We start from the raw sequence: 18794 nt of genomic DNA, 5'->3' as shown, positions 1-18794 counted from the left end.
GAAGGGGACAGGGCGGTGCGGAAATTCTTCACCAGCCTTTTTGCCTTCTTCCTTTCCGGTTTGGCCGGCGGATTGGTGGTGCAGTGGCTCGCCGTCGCCACCAATGCCGACGTGGAGTACATCCTTGTATTCATGATCTCGGCTCTCGTCACCATCTTCGCGACGCTCGCATTCTTCATCGCACAATTCATGTCGGATCCACGACGGGCAACAAAACTGACGGCGATCATAGGGGTAGCATTTTTTGTGCTCATTGGAGTTGCTCTGATCGGCTGGACTTTCTCCCAGCCGCCGGGCAACCGCCAGTGGTCGAGCGATCTTCCTATCGTCGCCGGTCTCGTCCTGCCGGGCATCGCTACGGTTCTGGTCCAGTGGCTTTTTGTGCGCTGGCGATTGGGGCGCTCGCAACCAGGTTTCGGCGGGGCAGCCACATGAAGACGGTCCTCTGCTACGGCGATTCGCTTACCTGGGGCTATGACGCGGCAAACCTCGGCCGGCATCCGCTGGAAGATCGCTGGCCGAGCGTGATGCAGGCGGCATTGGGCAGCGGCGTCGAGGTCATCGCCGAAGGCCTGAATGGCCGAACCACCGCCTTCGACGATCACTTGGCCGGGGCGGACCGCAATGGCGCAAGGCTGTTGCCAACAATCCTGACGACGCATGCGCCGATCGATTTGATCATCATCATGCTCGGCGCCAACGATATGAAGCCGTGGATTCACGGCAATCCGGTCGCGGCCAAGCAAGGCATGCAACGCCTGATCGATATCGTGCTCGGCCACGATTACCCGTTCGATTGGCCGGCGCCGCAGATCCTGATCGTCGCACCGCCCGTAGTCAGCCGCACGGAGAATGCCGAATTCAAGGAAATGTTCGCCGGCGGCGATGAGGCCTCGCTGCGATTGGCGGCGCAGTATTCCGCCCTTGCCGACGAAGCCGGCTGCGGCTTCTTCGATGCCGGCTCGGTGGCCAAAACGACGCCGCTCGACGGCGTCCATCTCGACGCGGAAAATACGCGGAACATCGGGCACGCGCTGGCGCCGCTCGTGCGCCTCATGCTGGAATTGTGAAGGAGAAAGCCGTGGCTGAGAACTACGACGTCATCATCATCGGCTCCGGCCCCGGCGGCTATGTCACGGCCGTGCGCTCCGCTCAGCTCGGCTTCAAGACGGCGATCGTCGAGCGCGAGCACCTTGGCGGCATCTGCCTCAACTGGGGCTGCATTCCGACCAAGGCGCTGCTGCGCTCGGCCGAGATCATGCACTATTCGGATCATCTGAAGGACTATGGCCTGAAGATCGATGGCAAGATCAGCGTCGACACAGCCGCCGTCGTCGATCGCTCGCGAAAGGTCTCGCTGCGGCTCAACGGCGGCGTCGGCTTCCTGATGAAGAAGAACAAGGTCGACGTCATCTGGGGCGAAGCCAAACTGACGAAACCCGGCGAAATCGTCGTGTCGAAATCGTCGAAGAAGCCGATGGAGCCGCAGCCGCCGGCGCCCAAGGGTGTCAAGGGCGAGGGCACCTACAGCGCCAAGCACATCATCCTGGCGACCGGCGCCAGGCCGCGGGCGCTGCCCGGCATCGAGCCGGACGGCAAGCTGATCTGGACCTATTTCGAGGCGATGGTGCCAAAAGAGATGCCGAAATCGCTGCTGGTGATGGGCTCTGGCGCCATCGGCATCGAGTTCGCCTCTTTCTACCGCACCATGGGCGCGGAGGTGACGGTGGTCGAACTGCTGCCGGCAGTGATGCCGGTCGAGGACGCCGAAGTCTCGAAATTCGCGCAAAAGCAGTTCGAAAAGCAAGGCATGAAGATCATCCTAGAAGCCAAGGTGACCAAGGTCGAGAAGGGCACTAACTCGGTCACCGCGCATGTCGAGATGAAGGACGGCAAGGTCGAGAAGATCACCGCCGATCGGATGATCTCGGCCGTCGGCGTACAGGGCAATATCGAGAATCTCGGCCTCGAGACGCTCGGCGTGAAGACGGAACGCGGTTGCGTCGTCGTCGACGGCTACGGCAAGACCAACGTGCCCGGCATCTATGCCATCGGTGACGTCGCCGGACCGCCGATGCTCGCCCACAAGGCCGAGCACGAGGGCGTGGTGTGCGTGGAAAAGATCGCCAATTTCCCCGGCGTGCATGCCACCGACAAGCTGAAGATCCCGGGCTGCACCTATTGCAATCCGCAAGTCGCCTCGGTCGGACTGACGGAAGCCAAAGCGAAAGCCGACGGCAAGGACATCCGCGTCGGCCGCTTCCAGTTCGCGGCAAACGGCAAGGCGATTGCGCTCGGCGAGGACCAAGGCTTCGTCAAGACCATTTTCGACAAGAAGACCGGCCAGTTGCTGGGTGCCCACATGGTTGGCGCAGAAGTAACCGAACTGATCCAGGGCTTCGTCGTGGCGATGAACCTGGAGACCACCGAGGAAGAGCTGATGCACACGATCTTCCCGCACCCGACGCTGTCGGAGATGATGAAGGAGAGTGTACTCGACGCCTATGGTCGCGCGCTGAATGCATGATAAATTAGTTGGGCGAGTCTCACACGAAAGACACAAAGGAACTCGACGGCAGAGCAATTCGTTTCGCACGCATCATCCATCATACAAGGAGAGGGCATATGGAAATGAACGGCGTGGGCTGGGTAGCAGCCATCATCATCGGTGGCCTGGCGGGGTGGCTCGCCGAGATGGTCATGAAGAGCAATACCGGCATCCTCATGAACATCATTCTCGGCATTGTCGGCGCAATCGTGTTGAACGCCATCTTGCAGGCCCTGAACATCGGCATCTTCGGTGTCGGCTGGATCGCCTATCTGATCACCGGCTTCATCGGCGCCTGCATTCTGATTGCGGTTGGACGACTGGTGCGCCGCTAACCTCTGTCGGCACTTGCTATGCGAAAAAGGCCACCGCGGCATGCGTGATCGCGGCCTTTTTCTTTTCGCCGAAAAGTCCTAGATGACGTGGGTAGAGCGAGCGCCGGACAGGCGCTTGCCAATGAGCCGGGTTTCACATGGTCACCGTCCTCGACACGATTGCCAATGCGCCGCGCCTGCGGCATCCCGAAAAGGCGCACAAGCCGGATCAGGACGTTCTGCGCAAGCCTGACTGGATCCGCGTCAAGGCGCCGATGTCTAAAGGCTATGCCGAGACGCGCGAAATCGTTAAGTCTCACAAACTGGTAACGGTTTGCGAAGAGGCGGGCTGCCCCAATATCGGCGAGTGCTGGGAAAAGAAGCACGCCACCTTCATGATTATGGGTGAGATCTGCACACGGGCCTGCGCCTTCTGCAATGTCGCCACCGGCATCCCGACCGCACTCGATCCCGATGAGCCGGCGCGCGTCGCACACGCCGTCAAGCAAATGGGCCTAAGCCATGTCGTCATCACCTCAGTCGACCGTGACGATCTCGCCGATGGCGGAGCTCAGCACTTTGCCGAGGTCATCCGTGCGATCAGGGCGGCAACGCCTCTGACGACGATCGAAATCCTGACGCCCGACTTCCTGCGCAAGGAAGGCGCGCTGGAGATTGTGGTGGCTGCCAAGCCCGACGTTTTCAACCACAATCTGGAGACCGTGCCGTCGAACTATCTGACGGTCCGGCCGGGCGCCCGCTATTTCCATTCGATCAGGCTGTTGCAGCGGGTCAAAGAGCTCGATCCGTCGATCTTCACCAAATCCGGCATCATGGTTGGCCTCGGCGAGGAGCGGAACGAGATCCTGCAGCTGATGGACGATTTGCGTTCGGCCAATGTCGACTTCATGACCATCGGCCAGTACCTGCAGCCGTCGAAGAAGCACCATCCGGTGATACGCTTCGTCACGCCGGAGGAATTCAAGTCCTTCGAGACGATCGGCAAGACCAAAGGCTTCCTGCTGGTGGCGTCGAGCCCGCTGACGCGCTCGTCGCACCATGCCGGCGACGATTTCGCCAGACTACGCGCGGCGCGCGAAGCGTTTCTCAGGAAGTCCGCCTAACAAACTGGTTTCATGCCACAATTCGAAGCCCATCGCCGCGTCGCGCATACGCCTGAACAGATGTTCGCTCTGGTCGCCGATGTCGAATCCTATCCGCAATTCCTGCCGCTTTGCGAGGCACTGACGGTTCGCTCGCGCAAGGAACGCAACGGACGCACGCTGCTCATCGCCGACATGAGCATTGGCTACAAGGCGATCCGCGAGACTTTCACCACGCAGGTGCTGCTGAAGCCTGACGAGAACGCCATCGACGTCAAATACATCGACGGCCCGTTCAAATATCTGAGCAATGTCTGGCGCTTCGACCCGGGGGACGGCCGCGGTTGCAACGTCTGCTTCTTTATCGACTATGAGTTCAAGAGCCGCATTTTGGGTGCGGTCATGGGAACCATGTTCGACCGCGCCTTCCGCATGTTCTCCGAGGCGTTCGAGAAACGGGCCGAAATCATCTACGGCGCGCCATCGGCAGCCTGATCCGCAGCGAGCGCGCGCAGACCCAGCTCAAGCGCATGCCGGACCGTCTCCCTGCGGATGAAATCCCGGCCCTTGTCGGCGAACAGCTGGCATTCGCTGACTACCGGCCGGCCAGCCACGGCAACGCCGAACCAGACCAGGCCGACAGGTTTTTCCGCCGAGCCGCCGCCCGGTCCGGCGATGCCGGTCACCGCCAGGGCGAGCCCGGCCGGCGAATGGGCCAAGGCCCCGGCCGCCATCTCCACGGCAATCTCTCGCGAGACCGCGCCGTGCGCCTCGAGCGTAGCGGTCGAGACGCCGAGCATCTCGGTCTTGGCCTTGTTGGAATAGGTGACAAAGCCGCGATCGACCACCGCGGAAGAGCCGGCAATGTCGGTCAGCGCGGCGATGATCATGCCGCCGGTGCAGCTCTCGGCCGTCACCAGCATGATGCCGCGCTGCTGGCAGGCTTGAAGCAGGGCATCTGCGAGATCGCTATTGCTCATTCAGGGACATCCCCCGGAAATACAACGCTGGCGGTCGCGATGGCCGCTATGCCTTCCTCACGGCCGACGAAGCCGAGCTTCTCATTGGTTGTCGCCTTGATAGAGATGCGGTCGCGCGAAATTCGCAGCATTGCCGAAAGCGCTTCGGTCATGGCCTCTCGATGAGGGCCGACGCGCGGCGCCTCGCAGATCAGCGTGATATCGGCGTTGGCGATGCGGCCGCCGCGCTCTCGCACCAGCTTGGCCGCGTGTTCGACGAAGATGCGTGAAGCGGCCCCTTTCCATTGCGGGTCGGCGGGCGGGAAATGCGTGCCGATGTCACCGGCGCCGCAGGTGGCGAGCAGGGCGTCGGTCAAGGCGTGCAGACCGACATCGGCATCCGAATGGCCGGACAATTTCTTGTCATGCGGGATAGCGACGCCGCACAGGGTGACATGGTCGCCGGGCTCGAAGGCGTGGACGTCGTAGCCGTTGCCGGTTCGGATGTCCGGAAAACGTGGGGCGCTGGAAAGCCGCTGATCCGCCATTGCAATATCCCGTGCCCAGGTCAGTTTGACATTGTCCGGTGAGCCGGGAACGATCTTCACCGGAATGTGCGCCCATTCGGCGATTGCCGCATCGTCGGTGAAATCCGCCTTGCCCAGATGATGAGCCTTTTCGTGCGCAGCCAGGATCGGCCAGAACGGAAAGCCTTGCGGTGTCTGTGCGGCATGAAGCCCGGCCCTGGACACGGTTTCGCCGATCATGCCTTCGGCCGTTTCGCGCTTCAGCGTATCGGCAACGGGCAAGGCAGGCAGTGCTCCCTGGCGCTCGCCAATGGCGGCGATCGTGCGGTCTATCAGTTCCGCGTCGACAAACGGCCGAGCCGCATCATGGATCAGGACCCGGCCCGGCGCATGGCTTCTCAACGCCAGCAGTCCAAGGCGAACGGACTCCTGCCGTGACGTACCACCGGTCACAGCAACGACACGGTCGGCATTTGCGCCGGCGGCGCGACGGAAAAGCGCGCCGTCATCGGCATGGATAGCAACCACGACAGGTCCAATCTTCGGATGCGTCAGAAAGGCGTCGAGTGTGCGTGCAATAACGGCGCCGCCGCCAATCTGCTGATATTGCTTCGGCCCATTGGCCTGTCCGGCGCGCGCGCCGCGGCCGGCAGCAACGATGACCACGGCGACTTTGTCGTCGGCAGCATGCTTTTCGCTCACATCTCTCATGGCGAGACGCTTAGCGCATGATCCAGAAAAGTGGTATCGCTTTCAGAAGACCCAGGATTGATGCGGTCCGGCGATCCTTTTTTTCCCAAATGCGCCTTAATGTCACGACATTGCGCGTTGCACATTGCCGTCGTTCTGGCTAGAGAATGTGCAGCAATCGAAGGTGCTTGGTTTTTGTGCATGCCTGATGTGACCAAATTGGCTTCGCCGCTGGATGTGGGTGGCGTGAGAATCCGCAATCGCGTGTTTCTCGCGCCGATGTCGGGCATCACCGACGAGCCGTTCCGGCAGCGCGCCCATGCCCATGGCGCCGGGCTGGCTGTATCGGAAATGGTGGCGAGCGGTGAGCTTGCAAAGGGCAGGGCTGGCTCGGGCCTGCGGATCCGTCATTCCGGGCTGCCTGTCCACATGGTCCAGCTTGCCGGCCGCGAGGCGGTGCACATGGCCGAGGGCGCGCGAATCGCGGCCGGCGAGGGTGCTGACATCATCGACATCAACATGGGCTGTCCGGCCAAGAAGGTGACGGGCGGCTATGCCGGTTCGGCACTGATGCGAGACCTCGACCACGCGCTGTCGCTGATCGAAGCGGTAGTCGGGGCGGTCGAGGTGCCGGTCACGGTCAAAATGCGGCTCGGCTGGGACGAAGGTGCGCTCAACGCCCCGATGCTGGCCCGACGCGCCGAGCAGGCCGGGGTGAAGATGGTTACGGTGCACGGCCGCACACGTTGCCAGTTCTATCAGGGCAAAGCCGACTGGCGCGCCATCGCACGCGTCAAGCAGGCCGTCTCGATCCCGGTCGTTGCCAATGGCGATGTCGGCTCGCCGGCAGAGGCTGCGTCGATCCTCGACCAGTCCGGCGCCGACGCGGTGATGATCGGCCGTGCGCACTATGGCGCGCCGTGGACTGCCGGCAGCATTGTAGCGGCCGCGCGGGCAGAGCCGGTATCCGGCATGCCGGACAGCCCGCAAGCGCTGAGCGACTACGTCATTGCCCATTACGAAGACATGCTGACGCTCTATGGCGTGGAAAGCGGATTGCGCCAGGCGCGCAAGCATCTCGGCTGGTATCTCGACCGCCACGCCGCCACAAGCGACGACCGGCGCAAGGCCATACTCACATCTTTCGAGCCTGGGCATGTCATTGCCTTGCTGCGCGACATGTTCTCAAGCGCTCCCGAAGCGGCGAACCTGCGGAGTGCGGCATGAACGCCACCGTCACACAGAGCACGGATATGGCGGACGCCGCGCATATTGTGCTCAACACCATTCGTCGGCCGGTGATCATGGTCGATCCGCAAGGCTTCATCACCTTCGCCAATGCCGATGCCGAGGATTTTTTCCGTTCGAGTGCCACGATGCTCGCCCGCAACACGCTGCACAAGCTCATTCCTTTCGGCAGTCCGCTGCTGACGCTTGTCGACCAGGTGCGCGAGCGCCGGGCGCCAGTCAACGAATACCGGGTGGACGTGTCGTCGCCGCGTCTCGGCATCGAGAAGGTAGTCGACCTCTACGTCGCGCCGGTAACGGAATTTCCAGGCTCCGTCGTGGTGATGTTCCAGGAACGCTCAATGGCCGACAAGATCGACCGGCAGATGACACATCGCGGCGCGGCGCGCTCGGTCACCGGCCTCGCCGCGATGCTTGCCCATGAGATCAAGAACCCGCTGTCCGGCATTCGTGGTGCCGCGCAGCTGCTTGAGCTGTCGGCGTCCGACGAGGATCGCGCACTGACCAGGCTGATCACCGACGAGACCGACCGCATTGTCTCGCTGGTCGACCGCATGGAGGTGTTTTCCGACGAGCGGCCGATCGACCGCTACCCTGTCAACATCCATGTCGTGCTCGACCATGTCAAAGCAATCGCCAAGAACGGTTTTGCCAAGCGGATCAAGATATTGGAGGATTATGATCCATCATTGCCTCCGGTTTTTGCCAATCGCGACCAGCTCATCCAGGTCTTCCTCAATCTGGTAAAAAATGCCGCCGAGGCGATCGGCAGCGATCCACAGGGCGAGATCATGCTATCGACCGCCTTCCGCCCGGGCATTCGCGTTTCTGTACCCGGGACTCAGGATCGCGTGTCGCTGCCATTGGAATTCTGCGTACGCGACAACGGTTCGGGTGTCTCCGAGGATATCCTGCCGATCCTGTTCGATCCCTTCATCACCACCAAGCCGAACGGCTCCGGTCTCGGTCTGGCGCTGGTGGCAAAGATCGTCGGCGAGCATGGTGGCATCATTGAATGCGAATCGACGCCGCGCGGGACCACCTTCCGCATCCTGATGCCGGCGTGGAAAGAAACCCAGTTTGGCACCGACGACGACGGTGAAGGAGACCGCAAATGACCGTTCGCGGCAATATTCTCGTCGCCGACGACGATGCGGCCATCCGCACTGTCCTCAACCAAGCGCTTTCGCGCGTCGGCCACGACGTGCGTGTCACCTCCAACGCTTCGACGCTGTGGCGCTGGGTTGCGGCGGGCGAGGGCGATCTGGTTATCACCGACGTTGTCATGCCTGACGAGAACGCCTTCGATATGCTGCCGCGCATCAAGAAGGCGCGACCGGAACTGCCGGTCATCGTCATGAGTGCCCAGAACACGTTCATGACAGCAATTCGTGCCTCCGAAACCGGGGCCTATGAGTATCTGCCGAAACCGTTCGACCTGACCGAGCTGCTCAACATCGTCAACCGCGCACTTTCCGAGCCGCGGCGGCCGAAGATCGATACGCGGGCCGACGAGCCGCCGGAAACGATGCCGCTGGTCGGCCGCTCGGCGGCCATGCAAGACATCTACCGCATGCTGGCGCGCATGATGCAGACCGACCTGACGGTCATGATCAGCGGAGAGTCGGGTACCGGTAAGGAACTGGTGGCGCGCGCGCTGCATGAATATGGCCGCCGCCGAGGCGGTCCCTTCGTCGCCATCAACATGGCAGCGATCCCGCGCGACTTGATCGAATCGGAGTTGTTCGGGCACGAGAAGGGCGCCTTTACCGGCGCGCAGAACCGCTCCACCGGCCGTTTCGAGCAGGCCGAAGGCGGCACGCTCTTCCTCGACGAGATCGGCGACATGCCGATGGAAGCGCAGACGCGGCTGCTGCGTGTGTTGCAGCAGGGCGAATACACCACGGTCGGCGGCCGCACACCGATCAAGACCGACGTGCGCATCGTCGCTGCCACCAACAAGGACCTGCGCACGCTGATCAATCAGGGGCTTTTCCGCGAGGATCTGTTCTACCGCTTGAACGTTGTGCCGCTCAGGCTGCCGGCGCTGCGCGAGCGATCGGAGGACATTCCGGACCTCGTCCGGCACTTCTTCAAGCTCGGCGCCAGTGAAGGCCTGCAGACCAAGCGCATTTCCACCGGCGGCATCGAGCTGATGAAGCGCTATCCGTGGCCCGGTAACGTGCGCGAACTCGAAAACCTCATCCGCAGGCTGGCTGCACTGTATTCGCAGGACGAGATTTCCGCCGAGATCATCGAGGCGGAGTTGAAGACCGGCGAAAGACCTGTCGTTCCAGGTGGCGGCAACCTCATTCCCGATGACCTTTCCATCGGCCAGGCGGTGGAGCATTTCCTGCAGCGCTATTTTGCCTCGTTTGCCGGCGACTTGCCGCCGGCCGGGCTCTATCAGCGAATCCTCTCCGAGGTCGAATATCCGCTGGTCCTCGCCTCGATGACCGCAACGCGCGGTAACCAGATCAAGGCTGCCGAACTGCTGGGGCTCAACCGCAACACGCTGCGCAAGAAGATTCGCGAACTCGGCGTCAACGTCTACAAGTCCTCCAGGCAGATCTAGACGAACCCCTTACGAGCGCTTTCCAGGGGATCGATCACCGAAAGATTTCCGTCTCGGCCACACTTGTTGCATAATCGCCACAATGCGTTGCATACATCCGACGCAATCACTGGCTCTAGACGGCGACATGGCCCTGCACGCACCGACACTGAGTAAACCGCTTTTCAGCAATACCGGCGCGCGAGACGGTCGCCGGCTGCTTGCGCTGCCCGGTGTGATCGCCGTTGCCGGTGCGCTGGTGACGGCGGCGATCTCCTTCGCCATTCTGGTTGGCGCGACGCCGATCACGCCCGACGCGAGGACGACGCTGGCGCTGATTGCGCTTAATGCGGCGTTCGTCCTGTTTCTGATCTTGCTGGTCGGCCGCGAGGTGCATCGCATTCTGATGGCACGCCGGCACGGCAAGGCTGCGTCGCGCCTGCATGTGCGCATCGTTGCGATGTTTGCACTGGTCGCCGCCATTCCCGCGATCATGGTGGCGATCATCGCGTCGATCACGCTCGACATCGGCCTCGACCGCTGGTTCGAGATCCGCACCAAGACGATCGTCAATTCGTCGTTGTCGATCGCCGACGCCTATGTGCAGGAAAACGCACGAAATCTTCAGGGCACGACGTTGTCGATGGCTTACGACCTCGACGCTTCGCGCACGCTCTACGGCCTCGATCGTACCGGTTTCCTCGACCTCATGAACAAGGAGGCGGTGGGACGCTCGCTGGCGCACGCAGCACTCATCAAGCCCGATGGTTCCTTCGTCATGAGCGCCAAGACCGACGCGGACTTTGCCATGCCGGAGCCGCCTGAGGGCGCCGTGGCAAGCGCTGCCGACGGCAAGCCGGTGCTGATAGAACCGCGCACCCGCAACATCATGGGTGCCATCGTCAAGCTGCGCGAGATCGACGGCCTCTATCTCTACACCATCCGCCTCGTCGATCCCGAGGTGATCAAGGCACGGCAGATCGTCAAATCCAACACCGCCGAATATCGAGGTCTCGAAGACAACCGCCGCACCTCGCAAGTGGCTTTCGCGCTTCCCTATCTGTCGCTGACGCTGATCATCATCCTGTCCGCCATCTGGACTGGCATTGCGGTGGCCGACCGCTTGGTGCGGCCGATTCGTCAACTCATCGGCGCGGCCGATGAGGTCGCCACCGGCAATCTCGACGTGGCCGTGCCTGTCCGCCCCTCCGATGGCGACGTGGCCTCGCTCGGCGACACATTCAACAAGATGCTGATGGAATTGAAATCGCAGCGCAACGAGATCCTGTCGGCCAAGGATCTGATCGATGAACGGCGGCGCTTTTCGGAGGCGGTGCTTGCCGGCGTCACCGCCGGGGTCATCGGCGTCGATCCATATGGCATCGTCACCATCGTCAACCGTTCGGCCGAAACGATGCTGGCCATATCCGCCACGGCAGCGCTTGGGCAGAACCTTTCCGCCGTGCTGCCGCATGTCGGCCGCGTCTTCGAGATCGGCCGCAAGTCGGGCAGGCCGGTCTATCGCGAACAGGTCACCTTCTATCGTGCCGGCACTGAACGAACCTTCAACGTGCAGATCACGATCGAAGCCGGCGACGACGGTTCGGAGGATAAATCCTATGTCGTGACAGTCGACGACATTACCGATCTGGTCCAGGCACAGCGTTCCTCCGCATGGGCCGACGTGGCGCGGCGCATTGCCCACGAGATCAAGAACCCGCTGACGCCGATCCAGCTTTCGGCCGAGCGCATCAAGCGCCGCTACGGCAAGGTCATCACCGAGGACCGTGAGGTTTTCGATCAATGCACCGACACCATCATCCGGCAAGTGGAGGACATCGGCCGCATGGTCGACGAGTTCTCGGCGTTCGCCCGCATGCCGAAACCGGAAATGAAGGCAATCGATCTGCGCGATTCGTTGCGCGAGGCCTCGTTCTTGGTCGAAGTGAGCCGCGCCGACATCACCTTCGAGCGCGTCTTCGGCAACGACCCGCTCAAAGGCACGTTCGACAGCCGCCTGATGGCGCAGGCGTTCGGCAACGTCATCAAGAATGCTGCCGAAGCAATCGACGGACTTGATGCAGAGGATCGTCCGCACGGCATAATCCGGATTCAAGCCGGGCGTCAGAATGGCGCGATTCGAATCGACGTCATCGACAACGGCAGGGGCTTGCCCCGCGAAAACCGGCAGCGCTTGCTCGAGCCTTACATGACGACACGCGAGAAAGGCACCGGGCTTGGCCTCGCTATCGTCAAGAAGATCGTGGAGGACCATGGCGGGCGACTCGAATTGCACGATGCACCAGCGGACTTCCACGATGGGCGGGGCGCAATGATCAGCATCATCCTGCCGGTTGCCGCCACCGTTCCGATACGCGGCGAGGGCAAGACGGAACACGAAAAAGAAACTGAAAAGGTCGGTAATGGCGTCTGATATTCTCATCGTCGATGACGAGGAAGACATCCGCGAACTCGTCGCCGGTATCCTGAGCGACGAAGGTCACGAAACACGCACGGCGTTTGATGCCGACAGCGCGCTGGCGGCGGTCGCCGACCGGGCACCCAGGCTGATCTTCCTCGACATCTGGCTGCAGGGCTCGCGGCTCGATGGCCTGGCCTTGCTGGACGAGATCAAGACGATGCACCCGAACCTGCCGGTGGTGATGATCTCGGGCCACGGCAATATCGAAACGGCAGTTTCGGCCATCCGCCGCGGCGCCTATGATTTCATCGAAAAGCCATTCAAGGCCGACAGGCTGATCCTCATTGCCGAACGGGCGCTCGAAACCTCCAAATTGAGACGCGAGGTTTCGGATCTCAAGCTGCGCAGCGGCGAGACTTTCGACCTCATCGGCATGTCGTCGGCAATGAGCCAATTGCGCCAGACCATCGAGCGCGTCGCGCCGACCAACAGCCGCGTCATGATCATTGGCCCCTCCGGCTCGGGCAAGGAACTGGCCGCGCGCGCCATCCACGCGCTCTCGGCGCGCAAGAGTGCACCGTTTGTGACGCTGAGCGCCGCCAACATCACCCCGGAGCGTATGGAGATCGAGCTGTTCGGCACCGAATCGAATGGCGTCGAACGCAAGGTCGGTGCGCTGGAGGAGGCCCATCGCGGCATTCTCTACATAGATGAAGTGGCCGACATGCCGCGCGAGACGCAGAACAAGATCCTGCGCGTGCTGGTCGAACAGCAGTTCGAGCGGGTAGGGGGCACCAAGCGGGTCAAGGTCGACGTGCGCATCATCTCGTCGACCTCGCAGAACCTGGAAGCCATGATCGCCGACGGCCGTTTCCGCGAAGACCTTTATCATCGCCTGGCCGTGGTTCCGGTCATGGTGCCGGGACTGGCCGAGCGTCGCGAGGACATTCCTTATCTGGTCGACAATTTCATGAAGCAGATCGCTCGCCAGGCCGGCATCAAGCCGCGCCGCATCGGCGACGACGCGCTGGCGGTATTGCAGGCGCACAACTGGCCGGGCAACGTTCGGCAGTTGCGAAACAATGTCGAGCGGCTGATGATCCTGGCGCGCGGCGACGATGTCGATGCGCCGATCACCGCCGATCTCCTGCCTGCCGAGATCGGCGACGTCATGCCGCGCACTCCAAACAAATCCGATCAGCACATAATGGCGCTGCCGCTGCGGGAAGCGCGCGAACAATTCGAGAAGGACTATCTGATCGCCCAGATCAACCGTTTTGGCGGCAACATCTCGAAGACAGCAGAGTTTATCGGCATGGAACGCTCTGCATTGCACCGCAAGCTGAAGTCGCTGGGCGTCTGATAGCCACACCAGTCGTGGCCCACGCAATTATCCGTTACGGCCGTCTTGGAATCGCATAAGAAAGCTGGGACTTCTTCCAGGGATTAGCCATGTCGCGCATTGCCTATGTGAACGGGCGCTACGTCGCTCACGCCGAAGCTTCCGTGCACATCGAGGACCGTGGCTATCAATTCGCCGACGGCGTCTACGAGGTCTGCGAGGTGGCACGAGGCTTCATCGTCGACATGCCGCGCCATCTCGCCCGATTGAACCGCTCACTTACCGAACTCTCGATCGATTGGCCGATCACGCGCGGCGTGCTGCCGCTCGTCATGCGCGAGGTGGTGCGCCGCAACCATGTCGTCGACGGCCTGGTCTATGTCCAGGTGACACGCGGTGTCGCCAGCCGCGAGTTTTTCTTCCCGCCGGCGGGCACGAAGCCGTCGCTGGTGGTGACCGCCAAAAAAGCCGATCCTGCAGCTGCCGTGAGGCGGGCCGAGAGCGGGATCCGGGTTATCACGGTGCCGGAGAACCGCTGGGATAGGGTCGATATCAAGTCGGTCGGCCTGTTGCCGAACGTGCTGGCCAAGCAGAAAGCCAAGGAAGCCGGCGCTCAGGAGGCCTGGTTCGTCGATGTCGACGGCACCGTCAAGGAAGGTGGATCGTCGAATGCCTGGATCATCACCAGGGACGGCGTGCTGGTGACGCGCCCCGCCGAGCACGGCATCCTGCGTGGCATCACCCGCACGACGCTGTTCGATGTCGCCGCCAAGCTCGGCCTGAAGATCGAAGAGCGCGGCTTTTCGGTTGCCGAAGCCAAGGCCGCGCGTGAGGTTTTCATCAGCTCCGCCACCACGATCGCCATGCCGGTGGTGGCGATCGATGGCGCTCCCGTCTCCAACGGCCACCCGGGCTCGATAACAGTTTCATTACGGCAGGCCTTTTTTGACGTTGCGGAAAAAAGTCCAGCCTGATAACCGCACAGATGGAATGAACATCAATATATCTCGTTCTGCTTGTCGTTACTGACGGCAAGATGGTGTTTGCGTGCTTGACATGTGCCGGCTAATTTGGCGCATTGGCCTGCAAACCGAAGGGGATCGGCGAAAGACAAGAACAATGGCGGAACGATCGCAAAATCTTCAGGACCTGTTCCTGAATTCAGTTCGCAAGAGCAAAAACCCACTCACCATCTTTCTCATCAACGGCGTGAAGCTGACCGGCGTGGTCACTTCGTTCGACAATTTCTGCGTTCTGCTGCGTCGCGACGGCCATTCCCAGCTTGTCTACAAGCACGCTATTTCCACGATCATGCCGAGCCAGCCGGTTCAGATGTTCGATGGTGAGGAAAGCCAGGGCGCCTGATTGGCACGCGAGAAAGACGCGGACCGCAGCGTTCGCGGAAAACCAGCACACCAGACCGGGACAGAGGCCAACGGTCCGACCCGGGCGGTGGTCATCGTGCCGGTGCTTACCCGGCAGCCGCGTGGCGACGACGATACCAATCGCCCGCGCCTGACCCGTTCTGCCGAGGCCCGTCGCGACGAGGCGGTCGGCCTCGCCAGCGCCATCGACCTTGACCTGGTCCACACGGCGGTGGTGACCGTCAACGATCCACGTCCGGCGACCTTGCTCGGCAGCGGCAAGGTCGCGGAGTTCGCCGAGATCGTCAAAGAGGGCCACGCGGAAGTGGTCATTGTCGATCATCCGCTGACCCCGGTACAGCAGCGCAACCTCGAAAAAGAGTTGAACGCCAAGGTGCTCGACCGCACCGGGCTGATCCTGGAGATTTTCGGCGAGCGCGCCCGCACCAAGGAAGGCACGCTGCAGGTCGACCTTGCCCATCTCAACTACCAGAAGGGCCGCCTTGTGCGGAGCTGGACCCACCTCGAGCGCCAGCGCGGCGGCGCCGGTTTTCTCGGCGGCCCTGGCGAGACCCAGATCGAGTCGGATCGGCGTGTGCTGCAGGACAAGATCACCAAGCTGAAGCACGAGCTCGAAACCGTGCGCCGCACCCGCGACCTGCACCGCGCCAAGCGCAAGAAGGTGCCGTTTCCGGTGGTGGCGATCGTCGGCTACACCAACGCCGGCAAGTCGACGCTGTTCAACCGGCTGACCGGAGCAGGGGTGCTGGCGGAAGACATGCTGTTTGCCACGCTCGACCCGACGCTGCGCCGCGTGCGCCTGCTGCACGGAACGCCGATCATCCTTTCCGACACGGTCGGCTTCATTTCCGACCTGCCAACGCATCTGGTCGCGGCCTTCAGGGCGACGCTGGAGGAAGTGGTCGAGGCAGACCTCGTCATTCACCTGCGCGACATCTCCGATCCCGATACGGCCGCGCAGGCCGAAGATGTCGAGCGCATCCTTGCCGATCTCGGCGTCGATGCCCGCGACAGCAAGCGCGTCATCGAAGTGTGGAACAAGATCGACCGGCTCGACGAAGGCAACCAGGCGCGGCTGCTTGCCGATGGTGCTGACGGCAAGAAGGCACCGCCGATCGCCATATCGGCGGTAACCGGCGAGGGCATCGATGCGCTGAAGGCGATCATCGAGACGATGATGTCGGGCGAACTGGAGACGTTCACTGTCACGCTCAAGCCCGACCAACTCGGCGTCGTCGACTGGCTTTACCGCAACGGCGACATCGTCTCGCGTGATGACAATGAGGATGGCAGCGTGACCATCGCGCTCAAGGCCACGCACAGCGCTCGGCAAGAGATTGAAAGCCGATTGCGTCGTCAAAACAACGGGTAGGGGCGTTTACTTCGCGCTTTTTGCCTGCTGCCAGAGCGCTTCCATCTCGTCCAGCGTCGCCTCTTCGAGGCTGTTTCCCGACGCTTGCAGCGCCTGCTCGACATAGTGGAAGCGCGACCGGAATTTTTCGTTGGTGCCGCTGAGTGCCGCTTCGGAATCAATTTTGAGGTGCCGGCCGAGATTGACGACCGCAAACAGCATGTCGCCGAACTCGTCCTTGATCGGCGCGCTGTCGCCGTTGGCCAGCGCTTCGCGCAACTCGCCGATCTCCTCCTCAATCTTTTCCAGGATCGGTGCCGCCTCGCTCCAGTCGAAGCCGACGCGGGCGGCCTTTTCCTGCAGTTTGAGCGCCCGGGTCAGCGCGGGTAGGGCGACCGGCACGCTGTCGAGAAAGCCCTTGCCATGGTCTTCCGGGTCGAGCCCACGGGCGAGGCGCGCACTGCGCTTCTCCGCCTTTTCCTCTGCCTTGATCTTTTCCCACATGCCCTTGGCCATGCCGGCGCTGCGCGCCTTTTCGTCGCCGAAAACATGCGGGTGGCGGCGGATCATTTTTGTGGTGATGGCCTTGACCACGTCACCGAATGAAAATTCGCCGGCCTCCTCGGCCATTTGCGCGTGGTAGACCACTTGCAGCAGGAGATCGCCGAGTTCATCGCGCAGATCGTCCAGGTCGCCGCGCGCGATGGCGTCCGCCACTTCGTAGGCTTCCTCGATCGTGTATGGCGCGATTGTCGAAAAATCCTGCTCGATATCCCACGGGCAGCCGGTTTCCGGTGCTCGTAGCGCGGCCATGATCTCGATCAGCCGGGAAATGTCTTTCGAGGGTTTCATCAGGCGAACGCTATCCTGTACACGGCTGTGCGGCCAACGGCTTCAGCCGGTGAGGGCGCCTTGTCCACAGATGGGCGGCCAGACCATGATACGAAAGTGGAAGCCGGTTTCCGAAAAAAGATCCTAGTTAGCAAAAGTGTCAGTCGAGCACGGAGACGATCGCCTTGGCGAGCGCATCCATGCTGTCCTCGGGCAGGCCCGCAACGTTGATGCGGCTGTCGCCGACCATGTAGATGCCATGCTCGGCGCGCAGCCGCTCGACTTGCGCTTCCGACAGGCCAAGCCGGGAAAACATGCCGCGATGGCTGGCGACGAAATCGAAACGGTCGGAGTTGGACTGCCGCCGCAGCGCCTCGGCGAACTGGACGCGCAGCCGCAGCATGCGCAGCCGCATCTCTTCAAGCTCTGCCTCCCAGTCGGAACGCAATGCGGGGTCTTCAAGCACGATGCGCACCGCCGCCGCGCCGTGGTCCGGCGGCATCGAATACATGGCGCGCGCCGCCGACAGCATCTGGCCCATCGCCAAATCCGCCTGCGCGCCGTCTTTCGCCATGATCAGCGCTGCACCGACGCGGTCGCGATAGACGGCAAAGTTCTTCGAGCAGCTCGAGGCAACCACCATTTCCGGAACTTTTGCCGCTAGCATGCGCAAGCCGGCGGCATCCGCATCAAGCCCCTCGCCAAAGCCCTGATAGGCGATGTCGACAAAGGGCAGCAGGCCGCGCTCAACGACAAGATCTGCAATGGCAGCCCATTGCGAGATGTCTAGATTGGCGCCTGTCGGGTTATGGCAACAGCCATGCAACAATACGACGTCGCCAGGATTCGCGGCTCTCAATGCATTCAGCATGTCGTCGAAGCGAACCGCACCAGAAGCAGCGTCGAAATAGGGATATTCGCGTATCTGCAGGCCAGCGGCGCGCAACACCGGCATGTGGTTCGGCCAGGTCGGATCCGACAGCCAGACCGTCGCGTCGGGGCGGGTCCTTTTCAGCAGCTCTGCCACCAGCCGCAGCGCGCCGGAGCCGCCGGGGGCTTGCGCCGCACGAATGCGCGTCATGTCGGCGGTTGGGCCGAACACCAACCTGGCCATCGCCGCGTTGAAGGCGGTATCGCCGGCAAGGCCGAGATAGGTCTTGGTATCCTGGCCTTGCAGCAGCCGCTTTTCGGCTTCGCGCACCGCGCGCATCACCGGCGTCTTGCCCTCGCGATCCTTGTAGACGCCCACCCCAAGATCGACCTTGTCGGGACGCGGATCAGCGCGATAGAGGCCGATCAAGGCAAGGATCTTGTCGGCAGGCGCGGGCTGGAGATTTTCGAACATCGATAAGGTTCCGTTGGCGGCGGAGTGATACGCAAACCAGCCGTGCTTTGCCAGCAGTTTCATATGCGCCAACTCGGCGTCGGGTTTGCCTCGAGGGCGGCCAATACTATCTGCCGCGCGAGGGCAGGCGCGATATCTCCCAGGAGAGAGCGCGGCGAGCCGCCCAAGATAAATT

18 protein-coding genes are annotated in these 18794 nt (G+C 62.1%); 14 read left to right on the top strand and 4 right to left on the bottom strand.

Annotated features, from left to right (window positions below; translation table 11 throughout):
* The first annotated feature begins 15 nt into the window (after window positions 1-15).
* The 6 genes from NKH23_RS25425 to NKH23_RS25400 all read left to right on the top strand — a co-directional run bounded on the left by NKH23_RS25425 (window position 16) and on the right by NKH23_RS25400 (window position 4460).
* Entirely contained in the window at window positions 16-435 is a 420-nt protein-coding gene (locus NKH23_RS25425; RefSeq protein ID WP_352719505.1) for a hypothetical protein, read from the top strand.
* A complete protein-coding gene (locus NKH23_RS25420) occupies window positions 432-1070 on the top strand; it encodes an SGNH/GDSL hydrolase family protein (RefSeq protein WP_352914683.1) in 639 nt (212 codons plus the stop codon). The genes NKH23_RS25425 and NKH23_RS25420 overlap by 4 nt, the downstream gene beginning before the upstream one ends.
* Before the next feature lie 11 nt (window positions 1071-1081).
* Window positions 1082-2527 carry a dihydrolipoyl dehydrogenase gene (gene lpdA, locus NKH23_RS25415; RefSeq protein ID WP_352719503.1) on the top strand — a complete coding sequence of 482 codons (1446 nt, stop codon included), beginning with the start codon at window positions 1082-1084 and terminating at the stop codon, window positions 2525-2527.
* A gap of 98 nt (window positions 2528-2625) precedes the next feature.
* The gene (locus NKH23_RS25410; protein WP_292655302.1) at window positions 2626-2883 is read left to right on the top strand and encodes a GlsB/YeaQ/YmgE family stress response membrane protein; all 258 of its coding nucleotides are present in this window, start codon (window positions 2626-2628) and stop codon (window positions 2881-2883) included.
* Between the two features lie 137 nt (window positions 2884-3020).
* Window positions 3021-3986, top strand: a complete 966-nt coding sequence (lipA, locus tag NKH23_RS25405; RefSeq protein ID WP_352719502.1) for a lipoyl synthase — start codon at window positions 3021-3023, stop codon at window positions 3984-3986.
* A gap of 12 nt (window positions 3987-3998) precedes the next feature.
* Window positions 3999-4460, top strand: coding sequence for a type II toxin-antitoxin system RatA family toxin (locus tag NKH23_RS25400; protein WP_292655295.1), 462 nt, complete (start codon window positions 3999-4001; stop codon window positions 4458-4460).
* On the opposite strand, the gene NKH23_RS25395 is transcribed toward NKH23_RS25400, so the two are convergent.
* Together NKH23_RS25395 and NKH23_RS25390 are read right to left on the bottom strand one after the other, a co-directional pair.
* Window positions 4436-4945: a CinA family protein gene (locus tag NKH23_RS25395; protein ID WP_352719501.1), complete on the bottom strand. Its 510-nt coding sequence runs from the start codon at window positions 4943-4945 to the stop codon at window positions 4436-4438. The genes NKH23_RS25400 and NKH23_RS25395 overlap by 25 nt on opposite strands.
* Complete coding sequence (locus tag NKH23_RS25390) at window positions 4942-6162, bottom strand: bifunctional 2-C-methyl-D-erythritol 4-phosphate cytidylyltransferase/2-C-methyl-D-erythritol 2,4-cyclodiphosphate synthase (protein ID WP_352719500.1); 1221 nt, start codon at window positions 6160-6162, stop codon at window positions 4942-4944. Before NKH23_RS25390 ends, NKH23_RS25395 begins: the two co-directional genes overlap by 4 nt.
* A 180-nt stretch (window positions 6163-6342) precedes the next feature.
* On the opposite strand from NKH23_RS25390, the gene dusB reads away from it, so the two are divergent.
* From dusB to hflX, 8 genes are all read left to right on the top strand, one after another.
* The gene (gene dusB, locus NKH23_RS25385) at window positions 6343-7368 is read left to right on the top strand and encodes a tRNA dihydrouridine synthase DusB (protein WP_352914688.1); all 1026 of its coding nucleotides are present in this window, start codon (window positions 6343-6345) and stop codon (window positions 7366-7368) included.
* Entirely contained in the window at window positions 7365-8507 is a 1143-nt protein-coding gene (locus tag NKH23_RS25380; RefSeq protein WP_023675075.1) for a two-component system sensor histidine kinase NtrB, read from the top strand. The genes dusB and NKH23_RS25380 overlap by 4 nt, the downstream gene beginning before the upstream one ends.
* Entirely contained in the window at window positions 8504-9964 is a 1461-nt protein-coding gene (gene ntrC, locus NKH23_RS25375) for a nitrogen regulation protein NR(I) (protein WP_352466165.1), read from the top strand. Before NKH23_RS25380 ends, ntrC begins: the two co-directional genes overlap by 4 nt.
* 127 nt (window positions 9965-10091) lie before the next feature.
* Entirely contained in the window at window positions 10092-12377 is a 2286-nt protein-coding gene (locus NKH23_RS25370; protein ID WP_352719498.1) for a sensor histidine kinase NtrY-like, read from the top strand.
* On the top strand, window positions 12367-13728 hold the full coding sequence (ntrX, locus tag NKH23_RS25365) for a nitrogen assimilation response regulator NtrX (RefSeq protein WP_254817201.1): 1362 nt from the start codon (window positions 12367-12369) through the stop codon (window positions 13726-13728). The genes NKH23_RS25370 and ntrX overlap by 11 nt, the downstream gene beginning before the upstream one ends.
* A gap of 89 nt (window positions 13729-13817) precedes the next feature.
* Window positions 13818-14681, top strand: coding sequence for a D-amino-acid transaminase (locus tag NKH23_RS25360; protein ID WP_352977242.1), 864 nt, complete (start codon window positions 13818-13820; stop codon window positions 14679-14681).
* Window positions 14682-14826: 145 nt separating this feature from the next.
* Window positions 14827-15072 (top strand): RNA chaperone Hfq, encoded by a 246-nt coding sequence (gene hfq, locus NKH23_RS25355; RefSeq protein WP_006202172.1) that lies wholly within the window; start codon window positions 14827-14829, stop codon window positions 15070-15072.
* Complete coding sequence (gene hflX / locus NKH23_RS25350; RefSeq protein WP_353035537.1) at window positions 15073-16464, top strand: GTPase HflX; 1392 nt, start codon at window positions 15073-15075, stop codon at window positions 16462-16464. It abuts the gene before it with no gap.
* Between the two features lie 6 nt (window positions 16465-16470).
* Here the strand turns inward: hflX and mazG are convergent, their stop codons facing one another.
* Both mazG and NKH23_RS25340 read right to left on the bottom strand, forming a co-directional pair.
* On the bottom strand, window positions 16471-17295 hold the full coding sequence (mazG, locus tag NKH23_RS25345) for a nucleoside triphosphate pyrophosphohydrolase (protein ID WP_352719495.1): 825 nt from the start codon (window positions 17293-17295) through the stop codon (window positions 16471-16473).
* A 139-nt stretch (window positions 17296-17434) separates the two neighbouring features.
* Window positions 17435-18619, bottom strand: coding sequence for an amino acid aminotransferase (locus NKH23_RS25340; RefSeq protein WP_352719494.1), 1185 nt, complete (start codon window positions 18617-18619; stop codon window positions 17435-17437).
* Between the last annotated feature and the right edge of the window lie 175 nt (window positions 18620-18794).

It is taken from the genome of Mesorhizobium sp. M1328 (genome assembly GCF_040318075.1).
Taxonomy (GTDB): domain Bacteria; phylum Pseudomonadota; class Alphaproteobacteria; order Rhizobiales; family Rhizobiaceae; genus Mesorhizobium.
The sequence above is the reverse complement of the archived record's forward strand: the minus strand, read 5'-3'. Positions and strand labels throughout refer to the sequence as shown.